Annotated in this window: 18 protein-coding genes; 6 read left to right on the forward strand and 12 right to left on the reverse strand. The window is 64.9% G+C overall.

The window, feature by feature from the left end:
• Positions 1-34 precede the first annotated feature (34 nt).
• Both EV663_RS08065 and hemH read left to right on the forward strand, forming a co-directional pair.
• Positions 35-859 carry a methyltransferase domain-containing protein gene (locus tag EV663_RS08065; RefSeq protein WP_132951283.1) on the forward strand — a complete coding sequence of 275 codons (825 nt, stop codon included), beginning with the start codon at positions 35-37 and terminating at the stop codon, positions 857-859.
• Positions 860-950: 91 nt separating this feature from the next.
• Positions 951-2,042 carry a ferrochelatase gene (hemH, locus tag EV663_RS08070; protein WP_132951284.1) on the forward strand — a complete coding sequence of 364 codons (1,092 nt, stop codon included), beginning with the start codon at positions 951-953 and terminating at the stop codon, positions 2,040-2,042.
• Positions 2,043-2,129: 87 nt separating this feature from the next.
• On the opposite strand, the gene EV663_RS08075 is transcribed toward hemH, so the two are convergent.
• Both EV663_RS08075 and EV663_RS08080 read right to left on the reverse strand, forming a co-directional pair.
• Positions 2,130-2,309, reverse strand: a complete 180-nt coding sequence (locus tag EV663_RS08075; RefSeq protein WP_132951285.1) for a hypothetical protein — start codon at positions 2,307-2,309, stop codon at positions 2,130-2,132.
• Between the two features lie 134 nt (positions 2,310-2,443).
• The gene (locus EV663_RS08080) at positions 2,444-3,040 is read right to left on the reverse strand and encodes a L,D-transpeptidase (protein WP_132951286.1); all 597 of its coding nucleotides are present in this window, start codon (positions 3,038-3,040) and stop codon (positions 2,444-2,446) included.
• A 172-nt stretch (positions 3,041-3,212) separates the two neighbouring features.
• On the opposite strand from EV663_RS08080, the gene dalA reads away from it, so the two are divergent.
• Positions 3,213-3,740: a divisome-associated lipoprotein DalA gene (dalA, locus tag EV663_RS08085; protein ID WP_132951287.1), complete on the forward strand. Its 528-nt coding sequence runs from the start codon at positions 3,213-3,215 to the stop codon at positions 3,738-3,740.
• A gap of 7 nt (positions 3,741-3,747) precedes the next feature.
• Here the strand turns inward: dalA and EV663_RS08090 are convergent, their stop codons facing one another.
• The 8 genes from EV663_RS08090 to hslO are packed head-to-tail and all read right to left on the reverse strand — an operon-like array spanning position 3,748 to position 11,579.
• On the reverse strand, positions 3,748-4,242 hold the full coding sequence (locus EV663_RS08090) for a L,D-transpeptidase family protein (protein ID WP_132951288.1): 495 nt from the start codon (positions 4,240-4,242) through the stop codon (positions 3,748-3,750).
• A gap of 6 nt (positions 4,243-4,248) precedes the next feature.
• Positions 4,249-5,082 carry an ion transporter gene (locus EV663_RS08095; RefSeq protein ID WP_132951289.1) on the reverse strand — a complete coding sequence of 278 codons (834 nt, stop codon included), beginning with the start codon at positions 5,080-5,082 and terminating at the stop codon, positions 4,249-4,251.
• A 34-nt stretch (positions 5,083-5,116) separates the two neighbouring features.
• Positions 5,117-6,340 (reverse strand): class I SAM-dependent RNA methyltransferase, encoded by a 1,224-nt coding sequence (locus EV663_RS08100; protein WP_132951290.1) that lies wholly within the window; start codon positions 6,338-6,340, stop codon positions 5,117-5,119.
• A complete protein-coding gene (locus EV663_RS08105; RefSeq protein ID WP_132951291.1) occupies positions 6,337-8,178 on the reverse strand; it encodes an ABC transporter ATP-binding protein in 1,842 nt (613 codons plus the stop codon). The genes EV663_RS08100 and EV663_RS08105 overlap by 4 nt, the downstream gene beginning before the upstream one ends.
• A gap of 50 nt (positions 8,179-8,228) precedes the next feature.
• Positions 8,229-8,813: a LysE family translocator gene (locus EV663_RS08110; protein WP_132951292.1), complete on the reverse strand. Its 585-nt coding sequence runs from the start codon at positions 8,811-8,813 to the stop codon at positions 8,229-8,231.
• Between the two features lie 6 nt (positions 8,814-8,819).
• Positions 8,820-9,992, reverse strand: coding sequence for a CCA tRNA nucleotidyltransferase (locus EV663_RS08115; RefSeq protein WP_132951293.1), 1,173 nt, complete (start codon positions 9,990-9,992; stop codon positions 8,820-8,822).
• Positions 9,992-10,588 carry a CoA pyrophosphatase gene (locus EV663_RS08120; RefSeq protein ID WP_132951294.1) on the reverse strand — a complete coding sequence of 199 codons (597 nt, stop codon included), beginning with the start codon at positions 10,586-10,588 and terminating at the stop codon, positions 9,992-9,994. The genes EV663_RS08115 and EV663_RS08120 overlap by 1 nt, the downstream gene beginning before the upstream one ends.
• Positions 10,578-11,579, reverse strand: a complete 1,002-nt coding sequence (gene hslO / locus EV663_RS08125; protein ID WP_132951295.1) for an Hsp33 family molecular chaperone HslO — start codon at positions 11,577-11,579, stop codon at positions 10,578-10,580. Before hslO ends, EV663_RS08120 begins: the two co-directional genes overlap by 11 nt.
• A 75-nt stretch (positions 11,580-11,654) precedes the next feature.
• Here hslO and EV663_RS08130 point away from each other — a divergent pair, with 75 nt between their 5' ends.
• Positions 11,655-12,098 (forward strand): NUDIX hydrolase, encoded by a 444-nt coding sequence (locus tag EV663_RS08130; protein ID WP_132951296.1) that lies wholly within the window; start codon positions 11,655-11,657, stop codon positions 12,096-12,098.
• Here the strand turns inward: EV663_RS08130 and EV663_RS08135 are convergent.
• A complete protein-coding gene (locus EV663_RS08135; RefSeq protein WP_341799034.1) occupies positions 12,095-13,351 on the reverse strand; it encodes a PP2C family protein-serine/threonine phosphatase in 1,257 nt (418 codons plus the stop codon). The two genes, EV663_RS08130 and EV663_RS08135, sit on opposite strands and share 4 nt — an antisense overlap.
• A gap of 162 nt (positions 13,352-13,513) precedes the next feature.
• On the opposite strand from EV663_RS08135, the gene EV663_RS08140 reads away from it, so the two are divergent.
• Complete coding sequence (locus tag EV663_RS08140) at positions 13,514-13,843, forward strand: Hpt domain-containing protein (RefSeq protein ID WP_132951297.1); 330 nt, start codon at positions 13,514-13,516, stop codon at positions 13,841-13,843.
• Here the strand turns inward: EV663_RS08140 and ilvA are convergent.
• Positions 13,840-15,087, reverse strand: coding sequence for a threonine ammonia-lyase IlvA (gene ilvA, locus EV663_RS08145; RefSeq protein ID WP_132951298.1), 1,248 nt, complete (start codon positions 15,085-15,087; stop codon positions 13,840-13,842). The genes EV663_RS08140 and ilvA overlap by 4 nt on opposite strands.
• A gap of 110 nt (positions 15,088-15,197) precedes the next feature.
• Between ilvA and EV663_RS08150 the strand changes: the two genes are divergently transcribed.
• Positions 15,198-16,418 carry an argininosuccinate synthase gene (locus tag EV663_RS08150; RefSeq protein WP_132951299.1) on the forward strand — a complete coding sequence of 407 codons (1,221 nt, stop codon included), beginning with the start codon at positions 15,198-15,200 and terminating at the stop codon, positions 16,416-16,418.
• The last annotated feature ends 43 nt before the right edge of the window (positions 16,419-16,461 follow it).

Consider the following 16,461-nt stretch of genomic DNA (forward strand, 5'->3'; position numbering starts at 1 on the left):
CATCTGCCTTTCCCAGCCCAAGGCCAGAATGCACATGACCCGCCCCCCCGACCTGACCGACCGCATCGCGCTTTGCCGCGCCCGCGCCCGCGCCCGGCGCGCGCCCGAACTGTTCCTGCACGACCTGGCGGTGGGCGAGATTCAGGAAAGGCTGAAAGAGGTTAACAGAACCTTTATCTCACCCGCGATCGTCACCGGTTTTGCCGAAAGGTGGCGGGGCGTTCTACCCGGCGCCAGGGTGGTCACAGATGAGGACATGCTTGACCTTACACCCGGTGCGCACGACCTTGTGATCCACGCGCTTGCCCTCCATTGGGCGAACGATCCGGTCGGCCAGTTGGTGCAATGCCGCCGCGCCCTGCGTCCCGACGGGTTGTTCATCGGTGTTCTGTTCGGCGGCCGCAGCCTGCACGAATTGCGCGCATCCCTGGCCGAGGCAGAGACCGCCCTGACCGGGGGGCTGTCACCCCGCATCCTGCCAATGGCTGAAATCCGCGACCTCGGCGCGGTGCTGCAACGGGCCGGTTTTGCCCTGCCGGTGGCCGATAGCGTGATCCAAACCGTAAGTTATCAAACGGTTTTTCAGCTGATGCAGGATCTGCGCGCCATGGGAGAAACCAACGCGCTGGCCACACGCCACCGCGCACCCGCGCCCCGAACCTTGTTTGCCGAAACCGCCCGGCGCTATGCCCTGGCCCATGCCGGGCCGGATGGCCGCATTCCCGCAACGGCGGAAATGATCTATCTGACAGGCTGGGCCCCCGACGATAATCAGCAAAAGCCGTTGCGCCCGGGTAGTGCAACAACCCGGCTGGCCGATGCCTTGGGCTGTGACGAGGTCAAATTGCCCGACAAGTAAAGTCGGGGATACGATTGACCCCCAACCAAAAGCGTATATGTCCTTGAGGAATTCTAAGTTGAAGCTCGAGCAAGACCCCGGAACCGAGACCATGTTTGATTCAAAGCACGGCGCGTCCCGCCCCGAAACCTCTGCGGACACGGCAGAGCGCCCGGTTCACGCCCCGGCCGACCATCCCCGGATTCCGCGTGAAAAGGTCGGCGTGCTGCTGGCCAATCTCGGCACGCCGGATGCCTATGATTACTGGTCGATGCGACGCTACCTGAACGAGTTCCTGTCGGACAAACGGGTGATCGACTATTCACCCTGGATCTGGCAACCGATCCTGCAACTGATCGTGCTGACCAAGAGGCCCTTTGCCTCGGGCGAGGCGTACAAGTCGATCTGGAACAACGAGGCGGGCGAAAGCCCCCTGATGACGATCACCAGGGCGCAGACGAAAAAAATCCGCAGCACGCTCGAAGCCGCCTATGGGAACGATGTCGTGGTCGATTTCTGTATGCGTTATGGCAATCCCTCGACCCAGGCCAAGGTGCGCGAACTGGTCGATCAGGGCTGTCGCAAGATCCTGTTCTTCCCGCTTTATCCGCAATATTCCGGGACCACCTCGGCCACCGCGAACGACCATTTCTTCCGCGCGCTGATGGACGAGAAATGGCAGCCCCAGGTGCGCACGGTTCCCGCCTATTTCGACAACCAGCTTTATGTCGAGGCGTTGGCCGATTCGATCCGGCGGGCCTATGACGCGCTTGAGAACAAGCCCGACGTCCTGGTCTGTTCGTATCACGGCGTGCCGCAGCGATACTTGACCGAGGGCGATCCCTACCATTGCCAATGCGTGAAAACGACCAGGCTGCTCAAGGAACGGCTGGGCTGGGACGACACCCGGATCACAACGACCTTTCAGTCGCGGTTCGGCCCCGAGGAATGGCTGCAACCCTACACGGTGGAAGAGGTCGCGCGCCTGGCGGAACAAGGCAAAAAGCGGATCGCGGTCTGCGCGCCGGCCTTTTCCGCCGATTGCATCGAAACACTTGAGGAAATCAACGAAGAGATTCGCGAGAGCTTTGAAGAGGCCGGAGGTGAGGAATTCACCTATATCCCCTGCCTCAACGACGACGATGCCCACGTTCATGCTCTGTCGGAGGTGATCAAGACCAACCTGCGCGGCTGGCTGGAATAGGCACACCACGCCGCGAAAGCGTCTGGCACAACAAAAAAGGCGGTGGCTGCGGCCACCGCCTTTCGTTTTCTGAGCTCTGGTCCCGGATCAGTCCGAAACGGCAGCCGCGATCAGCACCAGGGCCAGGATCGGCACAAGAACGCCACCGGCCGAGGACGAGGTGTCTTCGACGATGACTTCGGGCTCGATGACCGGCTCGGAATAGCCGCCGGCAAAGGCGGTGGTGGCGGCAACCGAAAGAGCGGCGGCAAGGGCGATTTTCTTCATGGTTCTCTCCTCATACGAAACGGGGCAGGATTCCCCCGTCTCCTGCGAATGATCTATACTCGTTTGTTAGAGCACGAGCGCACCAATTTGCAATCATGCGCTTGCATGCCGGTACTTGGTCGAACTGGATTTCGTCAAATTAGCAACACCTGCGTTCCAATTTTTGCCAGCTCGAACAATTCGGCGATGTGCTCGTTATACAACCCGATGCAACCGTTCGAGGATCGCCGCCCGATCTTGCGCGTGTCGTGGGTGCCGTGGATCCGGTAATAGGTCCAGCTCAGGTACAACGCATGCGTTCCCAGCGGGTTGTCCGGCCCCGGTCCGACGAAATCGGGCCATTCAGGGTTGCGCTTTTTCATGGCGGGAGTTGGCGCCCAGCTTGGCCCCTCGACCTTGCGCACGACGCTGGTGCGGCCGCGGCGTGTCAGATCCTCCGAGATCGGCACCGATGTCGGGTAAAGCTTGTAGATAGTTTCATCTTCCGACCAGTAATGCAGCGCCCTCGAGGTGGTATCGACCAGGATCGCGCCCTTGCTGAGGTCCGCGAAATAGGGCCGCCAATCGAGCGAACGGAAACTTGAAACGTTATGTCGGACCGTGGGGGTAATATCCGGCTCGATCTCGATCGTCTGGGCACGCAGGGCAGGCGCAGCCAGAATGCCCGCAACTGCCGCGGCCCCACCCAGAAGGTCACGCCGTGACAGGCCGGGTCTTGTCTTGCTGCTCATGGTTAAGCTCCGTCATGGGGCTGACCCCCGAATTGCACCCGATCTTAGAAGTGCCGCGCCCCCGGCGCAAATCAAACCGGCGTCAATACACGACCCCACCTTGCCGAAGGATTTGAACCCGGACACCAGACAGGCTAACAAGATTTTCGTCAATAACGGGGAAGCGCCGGATATGAAGCATTTGGCCTTGGTTCTTTTCAGTGCGGTGATCGCGCTTTCGGCTTGCTCCACCGCACCCGAACCCAGGATCGGCCCCGACGGCAAACCCATGCCGCAGGTCTATCGCATATCGCGAACCGATACCGCGCAGATCCAGTACCGGATGATGGATGCAGTCAACGCGCTTCGATCGGCCCGCGGCCTGAATGGCGTGTCGATGGATGCCCGTCTGACTGCCGCCGCGGCCACGCATTCGCGCGACATGTCGGTGCAGAACCGGCCCTGGCATTTCGGATCGGACGGTTCGTCGCCGTTGGACAGGGTATTGCGCGCCGGATACCAGGGCACACTCAGGGGCGAAAACATCTCGGAAACCTACGAGACCGAGTTGGAAACCCTGGCCGCCTGGATGGAACAGCCCGACACGCGCGACGTCGTGCTTGACCCGCAAGCCACCGATATGGGTTTTGCCTATTTCCAGGAACCCAACGGCAAGATCTGGTGGACTTTGGTCACCGGGCGCGCGGTGCCCGCGACCTGAACCGGATTCAGGGCAGGATGTCGATGACAGTCCCCTCGCGCACCATCGCATAGATATCCTCTATCTCGCGATCTTTCACCGCGATACAGCCCGCCGTCCAGTCGCGCCCCTTGCCGCGATGCCGGCCGGCGCGTCCATGGATGAAAATATCGCCGCCGGCCGGTTTGCCAAGTGCCGCAGCCTCCGCAATATCGGCCCGGTTGGGATAAGAGATCCCAAGGGAGAGGTGAAATTCACTGTTGGGATTGCGCCGGTCGATGTAATAGCGGCCCTCGGGCGTCCGCCCGTCCCCCTCGTGCCGCTTGTCACCCAGCGGCGCATAGCCAAGCGCGATACGATAAGTTTTCAGCACCTGGTCGTGGTGCAGCAAATGCATCCGTCTCCCGTCCTTTTGAACCAGGATGCGCGTGACCTCGGGCCCGTCATAGCTCTTGAACCTTGACCCGCAGCCCGCAAGCGCGCAACACGCAGCCCCCGCCAGCACCGACCGACGATCGATCATGGGATATTACCCGTTTCCTGCCTGTCCTCGCATTGGATCATACCCTGTTCTCGGCGCGGTTTCATCAGGCGAATGCGCGCCGCCGCCCAACCTGGCCTCTATCGCGGCCAGCCGCGCCAGAACCTCGTCGCGATAAGCATCGGTGCGCAGCACGTCCTCTTCGTGATGGGCGTCCTGCATGGAGTTCACGATCAGACCCACCAGAAGGTTCACCACCGCGAAAGTCGTTACCATGATGAACGGCACGAAGAAGGCCCAGGCATAGGGGAAAACCTCCATCACCGGGCGCACGATGCCCATCGACCAGCTTTCCAGCGTCATGATCTGGAAGAGCGAATAGGCCGAATCGCCCAGCGTGCCGAACCAGTCGGGGAAGGCGGCGCCGAACAGCTTGGTCGCCATCACCGCGCCGATATAGAAGATGATCCCCATCAACAGAAAAACAGAACCCATTCCGGGCAACGCCGTGATAAAGCCCTCGACCACCCGGCGCAGACTGGGCGCGACAGAAACCACGCGCAACAGCCGCAGGATGCGCAGCGCGCGCAGCACACTCAGCGTCTGCGCGCCGGGCACCAACGAGATGCCGACGATCACGAAGTCGAAATTGTTCCACCCCGAGCGGAAGAAGGACAGCCGATGCGCCACCAGCTTGGCCGCGATCTCCGCCACGAAGATGGTCAGGCAGACCATGTCCAGCGCCACGATCAGCCCGCCCGCGCGGTCCATCAGCGTTTGGGAAGTTTCCATGCCCAACAGCACCGCGTTCACCAGGATCACGCCCATGATGGCGTTGCGGGTCAGGGGCCGGTCCAGGATTTGGGCCAGTCTCTCTCTCATCGTGTCGGTTCCGTTGTCGGGGTCAGACAGGGTTTCACGCGATATGGCGGCGCGACAGCCGCGCTGCAAGCTCGATATGCGCGGACCAGCGGAACTGGTCCACCACCTGCACCCAGTCCAGCCGGAACCCGGCCTGGGTCAGCACCCGGGCGTCGCGGGCGAAGCTGACCGGGTTGCAGGACACCATGCCGATCACCGGCACGCCCGAGGCCGCGACCTGCACCACCTGCGCCTCGGCCCCGGCGCGCGGAGGGTCCAGAACGACGGCGTCGTATGGTTTCAGCTCGTCCGGCATCAGGGGGCGGCGAAACAGGTCGCGGGCCTCGGTCGTGACCCGCTTCAGCCCCGGCGCCTGCCGCCACCCGGCATCCAGCGCGGCCAGCATCGCGGCCGATCCCTCGACGGCATGGACCTCGGCACCCTCCGCCAGCGGCAAGGCAAACGTCCCGCAGCCCGCGAACAGATCGGCCACGCGCGCCGCCGGCCCCACCGCCGCGCGCATGGCCTCGGTCAGCGCGGCCTGCCCGGCCTCCGTCGCCTGCAAAAAGGCGCCGGGCGGCGGCACCACATGGGCGCGGCCCATCACCTGCCGCGGCGGGCGGCGTGTGGCGATCACCTCGCCATTCCAGGTCAGCCGCGCCAGATCGTGCCGGCCGGCCAGCGCCCCGAGTTCGGCCAGAACAGAGCGTGTTTCCCCCTTCGCACCCGCCACCGCCAGATCCACCCCGTCCTCTGACCGGGTCAGGGTCAGCGTCACCTCCCCCTTGCGCGAGCCGCCCAGCGCGGTGATCTCTTCACAGGCGGGCAGCGCGGCCATCAGGTCAGGGTGCAACAGGCGGCACTCGGGGATCGGCACGATCACGTCCGAGGCGCGGGCGTGAAAGCCCACCAGAACCCCCTTTTTCGTCCGCCGCGCGGCCAGCACCGCCCGGCGCCGGCTGAAGGGCGGCGAGGTCAGGATCGGGCGCAGGGCTGCCTCCAGCCCCTGCCCCGCCAGCGCGCGGGCCACGACCTGCGTCTTCCAGTCCGCCACGAAGCCATCGCTGGCATGTTGCAGCGCGCAGCCCCCGCAGCGGGCGAAATGCGGGCAGGGCGCGCGCACGCGGTCGGGCACCGGGGTCAGGATACGGGGGCTGGCGATGCGCCCGTCTTGCACCTCGCCCTCGACCTCTTCACCGGGCAGGGCCAGCGCCACGGTGACGCCGTCGGCGGTCAGCCCCTCGCCCTTGAGGCTGAGCCGCTGGATCACATGGCTCACTCCGCCGCCTCCGTCCCGATGAAGCCGCCCGACTGGTGCGCCCAGAACCGGGCGTACAGACCGTTCTGCGCCAACAGCGCCGCGTGCGGCCCCTGTTCCACGATGCGGCCCTGATCCAGCACGACGATGCGATCCATATGCGCGATGGTCGACAGGCGGTGCGCGATGGCGATCACCGTCTTGCCCTCCATCACCCCATAGAGGGTTTCCTGAATCGCCGCCTCCACCTCGGAATCCAGCGCCGAGGTCGCCTCGTCCAGGACAAGGATCGGCGCGTCCTTCAGGATCACCCGGGCCAGCGACACGCGCTGTCGTTGCCCGCCCGACAGTTTCACGCCGCGTTCGCCGACATGAGCGTCATAGCCGCGCCGCCCTTCCGGGTCCTCCAGATCCAGGATGAACTCATGCGCCTCGGCGCGTTTAGCCGCCGCGATCATCTCGTCCTCGCTGGCCTCGGGGCGGCCATAAAGGATGTTGTCGCGAACCGACCGGTGCATCAGGCTCGCCTCCTGGCTGACCATGCCGATCTGGCGGCGCAGGGATTCCTGGGTGACATGGGCGATGTCCTGCCCGTCGATCTCGATCCGCCCGCCCTCGGCGTCGTAGAAGCGCAGCATCAGCTTGACCAGCGTCGACTTGCCCGCCCCGGACCGGCCGATCAGGCCGACCTTTTCACCGGGCGCGATGGTCAGGTCCAGCCCCTCCAGCCCGCCCGACCCGCGGCCGTAGTGATGGGTCAGGCCCTTCAGCGCGATCCGGCCCTCTTTCAGCACCAGCGGCCTGGCGTCCGGGGCATCGGTCAGGGCAATCGGCTGGGCGATGGTTTCCATCCCCTCGGACACCACGCCCAACGCGCGGAAGAAGCTGGACAGCGCCCACATGATCCAGCCCGTCATCGCGTTCAGTCGCAGGGTCAGGGCCGTGGCCGCCGCCACGATCCCGACGCTGGCCGATCCCTGCATCCACAGCGCGATCGCCCAGCCGACGACCGCCACGATCAGAAAGCCGTTCAGCAAGGTCAGGGTCACATCCATGCGGGTAAAGATGCGCATCTCGGCGGCAAAGGTTTCGCGCGCCCCCTCGATCGCCTCTTTCGCATAGGCCAGTTCGCGGTCGTGATGGGCAAACAGTTTCACCGACTGCATGTTGGTATAGGCGTCCACCACCCGGCCCGTCACCGCGCTGCGGGCATCCGACGCCGCCTTCGACGCCGGGCCGACCCGCTTCATCGTCCAGCGCACCAGCGCGGCGTAGAAGCCCAGCCACAGGATCAGCGGCAACGCCAGCCTTGGGTCGGCGTTGCTGAGAAGGATCAGCGCCCCCACCGAATAGGCCACCGCAAAGGTGATCGCGTCGAACACCTGGAACACCGCCTCTCCGGCGGCCGGCGGCGTCTGCATGATGCGGTTGGCGATGCGGCCGGCGAAATCGTCCTCGAACCAGCCGACCGACTGGCGCAGCACATGGGAATGCGCGCGCCAGCGGATCAACGTGCCGAGATTGGGCATGATCGCGTTGTTCAGCAGCAGCACGTCCAGCCCCTGCAGCGCCGGGCGGATCACCAGGATAAACACCGCCAGCCCGATCATCGCCCAACCGTACTGGTCCCAGACCTCGGCCGGTGTCCCGTTGGACAGGATGTCGACCACCCGGCCCAGCGCGTGGATCAGCCAGACCTCGACCGCCGCAACCAGGATCGCGGCCACGATGGACACGGCCAGGACACGCCAGAACGGGCGGGCATAGGCCCACAGGAACGGCAACAAACGCTGCGGCGGGGTATCGTCCTGGGCATAGGGCGCATAAGGATCGACGAGGTTTTCGAAATAACGGAACATGGACGGGCGGGCCTTTCGCCTGGATACGCCTCGATATAGCTGGCCCGCGCCTACAGGAAAACCATTCCCGCCGAGGCCGCCAGCGCCAGCGCCATGCCCCCCATGAACAGCCGCCACGCCCGTTCACTGGTCAGCAGGTAAGTCAAGAGCGACCCGGCAAAGGACCAGAACAGGCAGACGAACAGGTTGATCCCCGAAAAGGTGCCGCCCAGCCGCAGCGCCTCTTGCAGCGGGGGCAGGCCCGCGGCATAGCCGCTGGCCGCCGCCAGCGCGATAGCCCAGACCTTGGGATTGACCCATTGGAACAGCACCGCCTGCACGAAGGTAAAGGGCCGGTCCCCCGCCGCCGCCCGCCTCTGGCGCGCGGCGGTCAGCAGTTTCCACGCCATCCACAGGATCCACCCCGCCGCCAGAACCCGCAGCGCAAGGGCCAGACCCGGCTGCGCCAGCAGCAGCGCGCCGATGCCCAGCGCTGTCAGCCCCGAGGTCACGCCGACCCCGACCACCACGCCGGCCACATGGGGCAGGGTCGGGCGAAACCCGAACCGCGCGCCCGAGGCGGTCAGAAGGATCACGTTCGGTCCCGGCGAAAACAGGCCCGCAAAGACGAACAGATACAGCGGATCGAGCGACATCAGGCTCTATTCCTGCCCATTGCGCGGTGTATCAGCCAAAAGCGCATCCCGCGTCAGGGCAAAGCCCGACACGATCCACCGCGCCTCTAGCCTCTTTAGATGCGCGCCCAGCGCCGGACCGGAAAGCGCGGGCATCAGGTCGCGCGGCTTGACCGGAAAGGTGGCCATTGCTCCGCGGGCGATCGCATCGCGTGCATCGGCGGGCGGCGGCATCTCCATCAGCGCGGCGCGCAGCAGAACCGCGTCCAGCGCCTGCGCGGCCCCGATGCGATAACCCAGGACCGCCGGCCCCTCGTCCGATCCCATCGCGGCACGCAAATGATCCAGCTTGCGTGCCTCGGCCTTGCTCAGCCGCAGGCGGTCGGCGTGGTCCTGCCCACCAAGGGCGGCCAACCGCCGGATCGGATCGGGCGCGATGCCCCAACCGGTTTCCAGATGTACCAGCACCGGCAGTGCCCTTGCCGCCGCGCCGGGCAGGGCGCGGGCCAGCACGCCGCTGGCCTCCATCGCGGCCACCGATTGCCCCGGATCAGGCGCGGCCAGCAGCTTCTTCAGCTCTGCCCCCACACGTTCCCGCGAAAGCGTCTCTAACCCGGCGGAATTGGCCGCACAGGCCGCCAGCCCCTGCGGATCAAGCCCACCCTCGGGATCGCCATACCACGCATGAAACCGGAAAAACCGCAGGATGCGCAGATAATCCTCGCGGATCCGCGCATCGGCATCATCGATGAACCGCACCCGCCGCGCGATCAGGTCGGGTAAGCCCCCCAGCGGGTCGAGCACCGTGCCATCGGGCCTGGCGTAAAGCGCGTTCATGGTGAAATCACGCCGGTGTGCGTCCTCCTGGGCCGTTTCAGCATAGGCCACGACCGCGTGGCGGCCAAAGGTTTCCACGTCGCGCCGAAAGGTCGTGACCTCATGTGGCAGGCCACCGGCCACCACGGTGACCGTGCCGTGATCGATCCCGGTCGGCACCGGCTTCAGCCGGGCGCCGGCGGCCAGGTCCATCACCCGGTCGGGGCGGGCATCGGTGGCGATGTCGATGTCGTTGACCGGCGCACCCAGCAACGCGTTGCGCACGCAACCCCCGACGAACAATGCCTGATGCCCGGCATCCGTCAGCATCGCGCAAACTGCCTGTGTATGATCGGCAAAGAACCATTCGCCCGCAACCCGCATCACGCCACCCGGTCGGCCAGCGCGCGCAGGATCCGCGCGGTCGCGCCCCAGATGTAATAGGGACCATAGGGCACGGTGAAATAGTGCCGTCTCTGCCCGCGCCAGATCCGCGATTGCACCACGAAATGGGCCGGCGTCATCACATGGGCAAAGGGCACGTCGAACACCTCGTCCACCTCTCCGGCCTCGGGCATCGGCGTGAAGGCGTCCCGAACATGGCCCAGCACCGGGGTCACGGTAAAACCCGTCACCGTTTCGTGGGGCGGCATGGTGCCCAGCACCTCGACCAGATCGGGGGGCAGGCCGATCTCTTCGCGCGCCTCGCGCAAGGCGGCGTCTACCGGCCCTGCATCGCCCTCGTCCACCTTTCCACCCGGAAAGGCGATCTGCCCGGGATGGTGTTTCAGCCGCGACGAGCGTTTCGTCAGGATCAGCCGCAGCCCCCGTGGCGTGGGCCGGACCGGCACCAGGACGGCCGCATCGCGCAGCACGCGCCCCTCGGGCAGGCGAAAGCCCGGATTCAGGTCATAATCCGATGTCTCGCGACCCGCACGGGCCAGCGCGGCGCGCAGCGGGGCGACGGGATCAGTCGGCATCGTCGGGATCTTTCCCAGCCTCGAATCCCAGCGTGGCCGGATCAAGCTCGTAATGGGCGCCACAAAACTGGCAATCGGCGGTGACGATGCCCTCGTCCGTGGTCATGTGACCGATGTCCTTGGCGGAATAGATCGACAGGCTTTGGCGCACGCGGTCCTCGGAACAGGTACAGCCGAATTGAATCCTTTGAGGGGTGAAAACCCGCGGGCTCTCTTCGTGGAACAACCGCACCAGCAATTGCGTGGCCTCGACCCTCGGCCCGACAAGCTCCATTTCCTCGACCGTATCCAGCAGCATGTTGGCCCGCGCCCAGTTTTCGGCGGCATCGCCGTCAAGGATATCCTCGGGCCGCAACAGGCCGGCATCGCCGCTACCACCCTCGCCGGCCGCGAGGGGCGATGCCTCGGGCATCATCTGCAACATCACGCCGCCCGCACGCCAGCGCTCGCCCTGGCCGGGCAGCACGGACCGGCCAAAGGCCAGCGAAAACCGCGTCGGCAATTGTTCGGACTGGGCGAAATATGTCTCTGCACAGGCCGAAAGCGACCCGCCTGAAATCGGCGTAATCCCCTGATAGGGCACCATGTCCCGACCCTGGTCGATCAGCACCGCGAAATAGCCCTTGCCGATCTGGCCGAACGGATCAGCACCGGGCACCAGGCGCTCTGCGTCGAAACTGGCATAGGCGCGGATACGGGCGGGCGCGCCATCCTCTGTCGGGGCGTAATAGTCGGTGGCGATCAGCCGGGCAGGCCCGTCACCCCGTACCTGGAGGCTGAGTTTCCACCGCAACTTGATCGTCTGGCCGATCATCGCCGTCAACAGCGCCGCCTCGGCCACCAGCGCCTCGATCTCGGGCGGATAGTCGTGCTGGGCCAGCACGTTGTCCAGCACACCGTCCAACCGCGCAACGCGGCCGCGGATATCGCTGCGGTCAAGCTGAAAGGGCAGGACGGTATCGTCCCAGGCGATCTGCGATCCGAGTGACATGGGGTTTCCTTGTGCCGCGTGGCTTGGCATACCCGCCTTATACAGAGGCTTCGGGCCAAGCACAAAGGGCGCGCGATGATCAGACGATTCGGAGAGGCGGTCCGCCCGGACCAGGGCTATCGACCGCGGCCCGGGGCCTATGCATTGCTTGTACAGGGGCGCGATCTGCTGGTGACCCACCAGGCCGAGCCGGTACCGGAATTCCAGTTGCCCGGCGGGGGCATCGACCGCGGCGAATCACCTCTCCAGGCACTCCATCGAGAAGTCTTCGAGGAAACCGGCTGGCGCATCGCCGCGCCCCGCCGGTTGGGGGCGTTCAGACGGTTCACCTACATGCCCGAATACGACCTCTGGGCCGAAAAGCTGTGCCATGTCTACCTGGCCAGGCCAGTGCGCGCCCATGGAGAACCGACAGAGCCGGGACACCTTGCATTATGGATGCCCGCCGAGGCCGCACTCGACCACCTTGGCAATGCGGGCGACCGGCATTTCGTGGCACGCTGGCTAGGGCTTGCCTAGCCGAATTCCAGCAGAACGGCAGAGATGTCGTCGGCGAATCCCGCCCCGCCAGTATATCCTGCCAAGCCCGCGATCAGGCCGTCCAGCAATGCCGCCCCGCGCAGGTCGGCATTGCGGCGCAGGATTTCGTGCAACCCCGCCTCGCCCAGTTGCACCCCGGACGGATCGGCGCATTCGGTCAGCCCGTCAGATGCGATCAATAGACGGTCACCGGGGGCAAGCCGGCATTCCGCCACCTCATAGGCGGCGCCGGCGACGAGACCCACGGGCAGACCACCCGCCCCGATTGGCACGACCCCGCCACCCGCACGCTGTAACAGGGGGTGCGGATGGCCAGCCTGGGTAAAACGTACCAATCCGCTATCGAGGTCCAGGATCGCCAAAAGCAGGGTGAAATAATGTTCGGTCTCTATCTCGTCCAGGATCAAGCGGTTCAGATCCGCCGCAACATGGTCGGGCGGGCGCACCTTGACCCGGCCACGGGCATCGCGGTCCAGCGCGAGATTCTGCTCGACCGAGGCCGGGGATAACAGCCCCGCCAACCGCGCCGTCACCATCGCCGCGCTGATCCCGTGACCCGACACATCGACGGCAAACAGGCCAAGCTGGCGCGGACCGGCGGGAAAATAACCGACAAGGTCGCCACCGACCCGCCCGGCCGGTTGCAACAACAAAGAGACCTGCGACCGCCCGAATCGGCGAGAGCGTTCGCGTATCAGGGATTGTTGCAGTTTCCGTGCCTCGATCAGGTCGCGGTCGATCGCATCGTGGATCGATTGCAATTCGGCGAGTGTGCGCATCACCAGGCGGTTCTTGTCGCGCAATTCGCGTTCCATCCGCAGGATGCGCTCGCCCGAGGCGATCCGCGCGCGCAGCTCGCTGGCATTCACCGGCTTGGTCAGGAATTCGTCGGCGCCGTTATCCAGGCCGTTCACCATCTCGCCGGTTTCGGATTTCGACGTCAAAAGGATGAAATAGCCATAGCTTTCCCTTTCGAGCGCTCGAAAGGCACGACAGAATTCCAGCCCGCTCATCCCCGGCATGATCCAGTCGCTGATGATTACGTCGACCAGCTGGGCGCGGCAGATATCCAGGGCCTCTTCCCCTGTGCCGCATTCCAACACCCGATATCCCCAGCGTTCCAGAGACGCCCGCAGGATACGTCGCTGCAAGCGGCTGTCATCGACCAGCAGAACCGCGCGGATCCTCGGCGCAGCATCGGTCGTGGAATGCGGGCATCTGTCCAGGATCACGGCAGTCCCTGTCGGTTCGGTTCCCACAGCGATAGCGCTGCGCGGCTTAACACAAGGTGAACGGGCCCCGATTTCAGCGATCCGCGCAGCCTCGAAAACCAAGCCTTAACCCCCCGGCCCCATGCTGCGCCGAGGTTTACCGTTCCGAGTAAGGAGAGTGCCATGATCGACTGGGCACGCGTTGCCGAATTGCGCGCAGAGGTGGGCGAGGATGCCTTTGGCGAGGTTCTGGACCTGTTTCTCGAGGAAATGGCCGACGCCATGGCGCGGCTATCGGCGGACCCCGATCCGGCCCGGCTGCGCGATGACCTGCATTTCGTGCGCGGCGCGGCGTTGAACCTAGGACTGAAAGAGTTCTGTAGCCTGTGCCAGAGTATGGAACACGGCGCCATGACCGGCGCAGAGATCGACCTGTCACCCCTTTTCGCCTGTTACCGCGATGCGCAGCGGATATTGCTGGCAGGCCAGCCCGCGGGCGCGGACATCGCCTAGATCAGGAATTCGGCCAGGGTCGCATCCTCGGTGATGTCGCGATAGACTAGGCCACTGGCCTCCATACGGGCGAAAAGCGCGGGGAAATTCTCTGCCCGCGTGGTTTCGATACCGATCAGGACGCTGCCAAAGTTGCGAGCCGATTTCTTGAGGTATTCGAACCGCGCGACATCGTCATCGGGACCCAGGAGATCCAGGAAATCACGCAGGGCGCCGGGCCGCTGTGGCAGGCGCAGGACGAAATACTTTTTCACCCCGGAATAGCGCTGCGCGCGCTCCTTGACCTCTGGCAAGCGTTCGAAATCGAAATTTCCGCCCGAGGTGACGCACACCACCGACTTGCCTTGGATCTGCTCGGCAAGCGCGGGCAGAACGTCCACCGCCAAGGCGCCGGCAGGTTCCAGAACGATCCCCTCGACATTCAGCATTTCCAGCATGGTGGCGCAGATCCGGTCCTCGGGGGCCAGCACGACCTCGTCGGCGGCTATCCCTGCAAGCCGGTCAAAGGTCTTTTCGCCGATCCGCGCCACCGCCGCGCCATCGACAAAGGTATCGACCCCCGGCAAGGTAACGGGCGCACCGGCACGAACCGCGGCACTCAATGATGCGCCCCCAGCCGGCTCCACGAACCTGAACGCGGTCTCGGGCGCCACGTCGCGCAGGTAGGACACAACCCCCGCCGCCAGCCCGCCACCGCCCACCGGCAAGATCACCATGTCCGGGCTGCGGTCGAGAACCGACAGGATTTCCACCGCGACAGAGGCCTGGCCCTCGATGACGTCCTCGTCGTCGAAAGGCGACAGGAAATGCGCGCCCACCTCGGCGCAATAGGCCTGGGCCGAGGCCAGCGTATCGTCGAAATAATCGCCCGTCAGGCGGATCTCGATATTTTCGCCGCCAAAGGTGCGGGTCTTGCCGATCTTTTGCTGTGGTGTCGTCACCGGCATGAAGATGACGCCGCGCACCCCGAAATGGCGACAGGCATAGGCGACGCCCTGCGCATGATTACCTGCGCTGGCCGCGACGAACACCTCCTGGCCGGGCCTGTCCGCGATCACCTTGCGCATCGCGTTGAAGGCGCCGCGCAACTTGTAGGACCGCACCGGCGTCAGGTCTTCGCGCTTTAGCCAGATATCGGCACCGAAGCGGTCCGACAGGTGCAGGTTACGCTGAAGCGGCGTGGGCGGGAACAGGCTGCGCATCGCGGTTTCGGCGGCGCGGGCTTTTTCGGCAAAATCACTCATGGTCACAAGCTTTGGCGCGTTTGGCGTCCGGGCGCAAGCGGGCCGTCCCTTGCCCCGGCGATCAAAACCGGCTATCCGCCGCGCGTTACCCGAAAGACGAAAGGTGGCCCATGTCCGCGCCCAAGAAAGTCGTCCTGGCCTATTCCGGTGGCCTCGACACCTCGATCATCCTGAAATGGTTGCAAACCGAATATGGCTGCGAGGTCGTGACCTTTACCGCCGATCTCGGTCAGGGCGAGGAACTGGAGCCCGCCCGCGCCAAGGCCGAGATGATGGGCGCCAGCGCCATCTATATCGAGGATCTGCGCGAGGAATTCGTGCGCGACTTCGTTTTTCCGATGTTCCGCGCCAACGCGGTCTACGAGGGGCTGTATCTGCTGGGCACCTCGATTGCCCGTCCGCTGATTTCCAAGCGGCTGATCGAGATCGCCGAGGAAACCGGCGCCGATGCCATCGCTCATGGCGCCACCGGCAAGGGCAACGACCAGGTCCGGTTCGAATTGTCGGCCTATGCGCTGAATCCCGACATCAAGGTGATCGCGCCCTGGCGCGAATGGGACCTGACCAGCCGGACCAGGCTGATCGACTTCGCCGAGAAGAACCAGATCCCGATCGCCAAGGACAAGCGTGGCGAGGCCCCGTTCAGCGTGGATGCGAACCTGCTGCACACCTCGTCCGAGGGCAAGGTGCTGGAGGATCCGGCGGTCGATGCGCCCGATTACGTCTACCAGCGCACCGTCCACCCCGAGGACGCGCCGAACGACCCCGAATTCGTCGAGGTGACGTTCGAGAAGGGCGACGCGGTCGCGATCAATGGCGAGGCGATGTCGCCCGCCACGATCCTGACGCGCCTGAACGAGCTGGGCGGCAAGCACGGCATCGGCCGCCTGGACCTGGTCGAGGGCCGATTCGTTGGCATGAAATCGCGCGGGATCTACGAAACGCCCGGCGGCACGATCCTGCTGGAGGCACATCGCGGGATCGAACAAATCACCCTGGACCGCGGCGCGGCGCATCTGAAGGACCAGATCATGCCGCAATATGCGGAGCTGATCTATAACGGCTTCTGGTTCAGCCCCGAGCGCGAGATGCTGCAAGCCCTGATCGACAAGTCGCAAGAGCATGTCAGCGGCACCGTCCGGGTAAAGCTTTACAAGGGTCTTGCCCGCACGGTTGGCCGCTGGTCCGACCGCTCGCTCTATTCCGAGGAACATGTCACCTTCGAGGATGACGCGGGCGCCTATGACCAGAAGGATGCGGCCGGTTTCATCAAGCTGAACGCGCTGCGCCTGCGGCTGATCGCGATGCGCAACAGGCGGCTGGGCGGCTGATACCAAACGGCACTCGGCCGGCGGGTTGACGCCCGCCCGACCA

Origin of the sequence: Rhodovulum bhavnagarense, from assembly GCF_004343505.1 — a bacterium.
GTDB classification, from domain to species: Bacteria; Pseudomonadota; Alphaproteobacteria; order Rhodobacterales; family Rhodobacteraceae; genus Rhodovulum; species Rhodovulum bhavnagarense.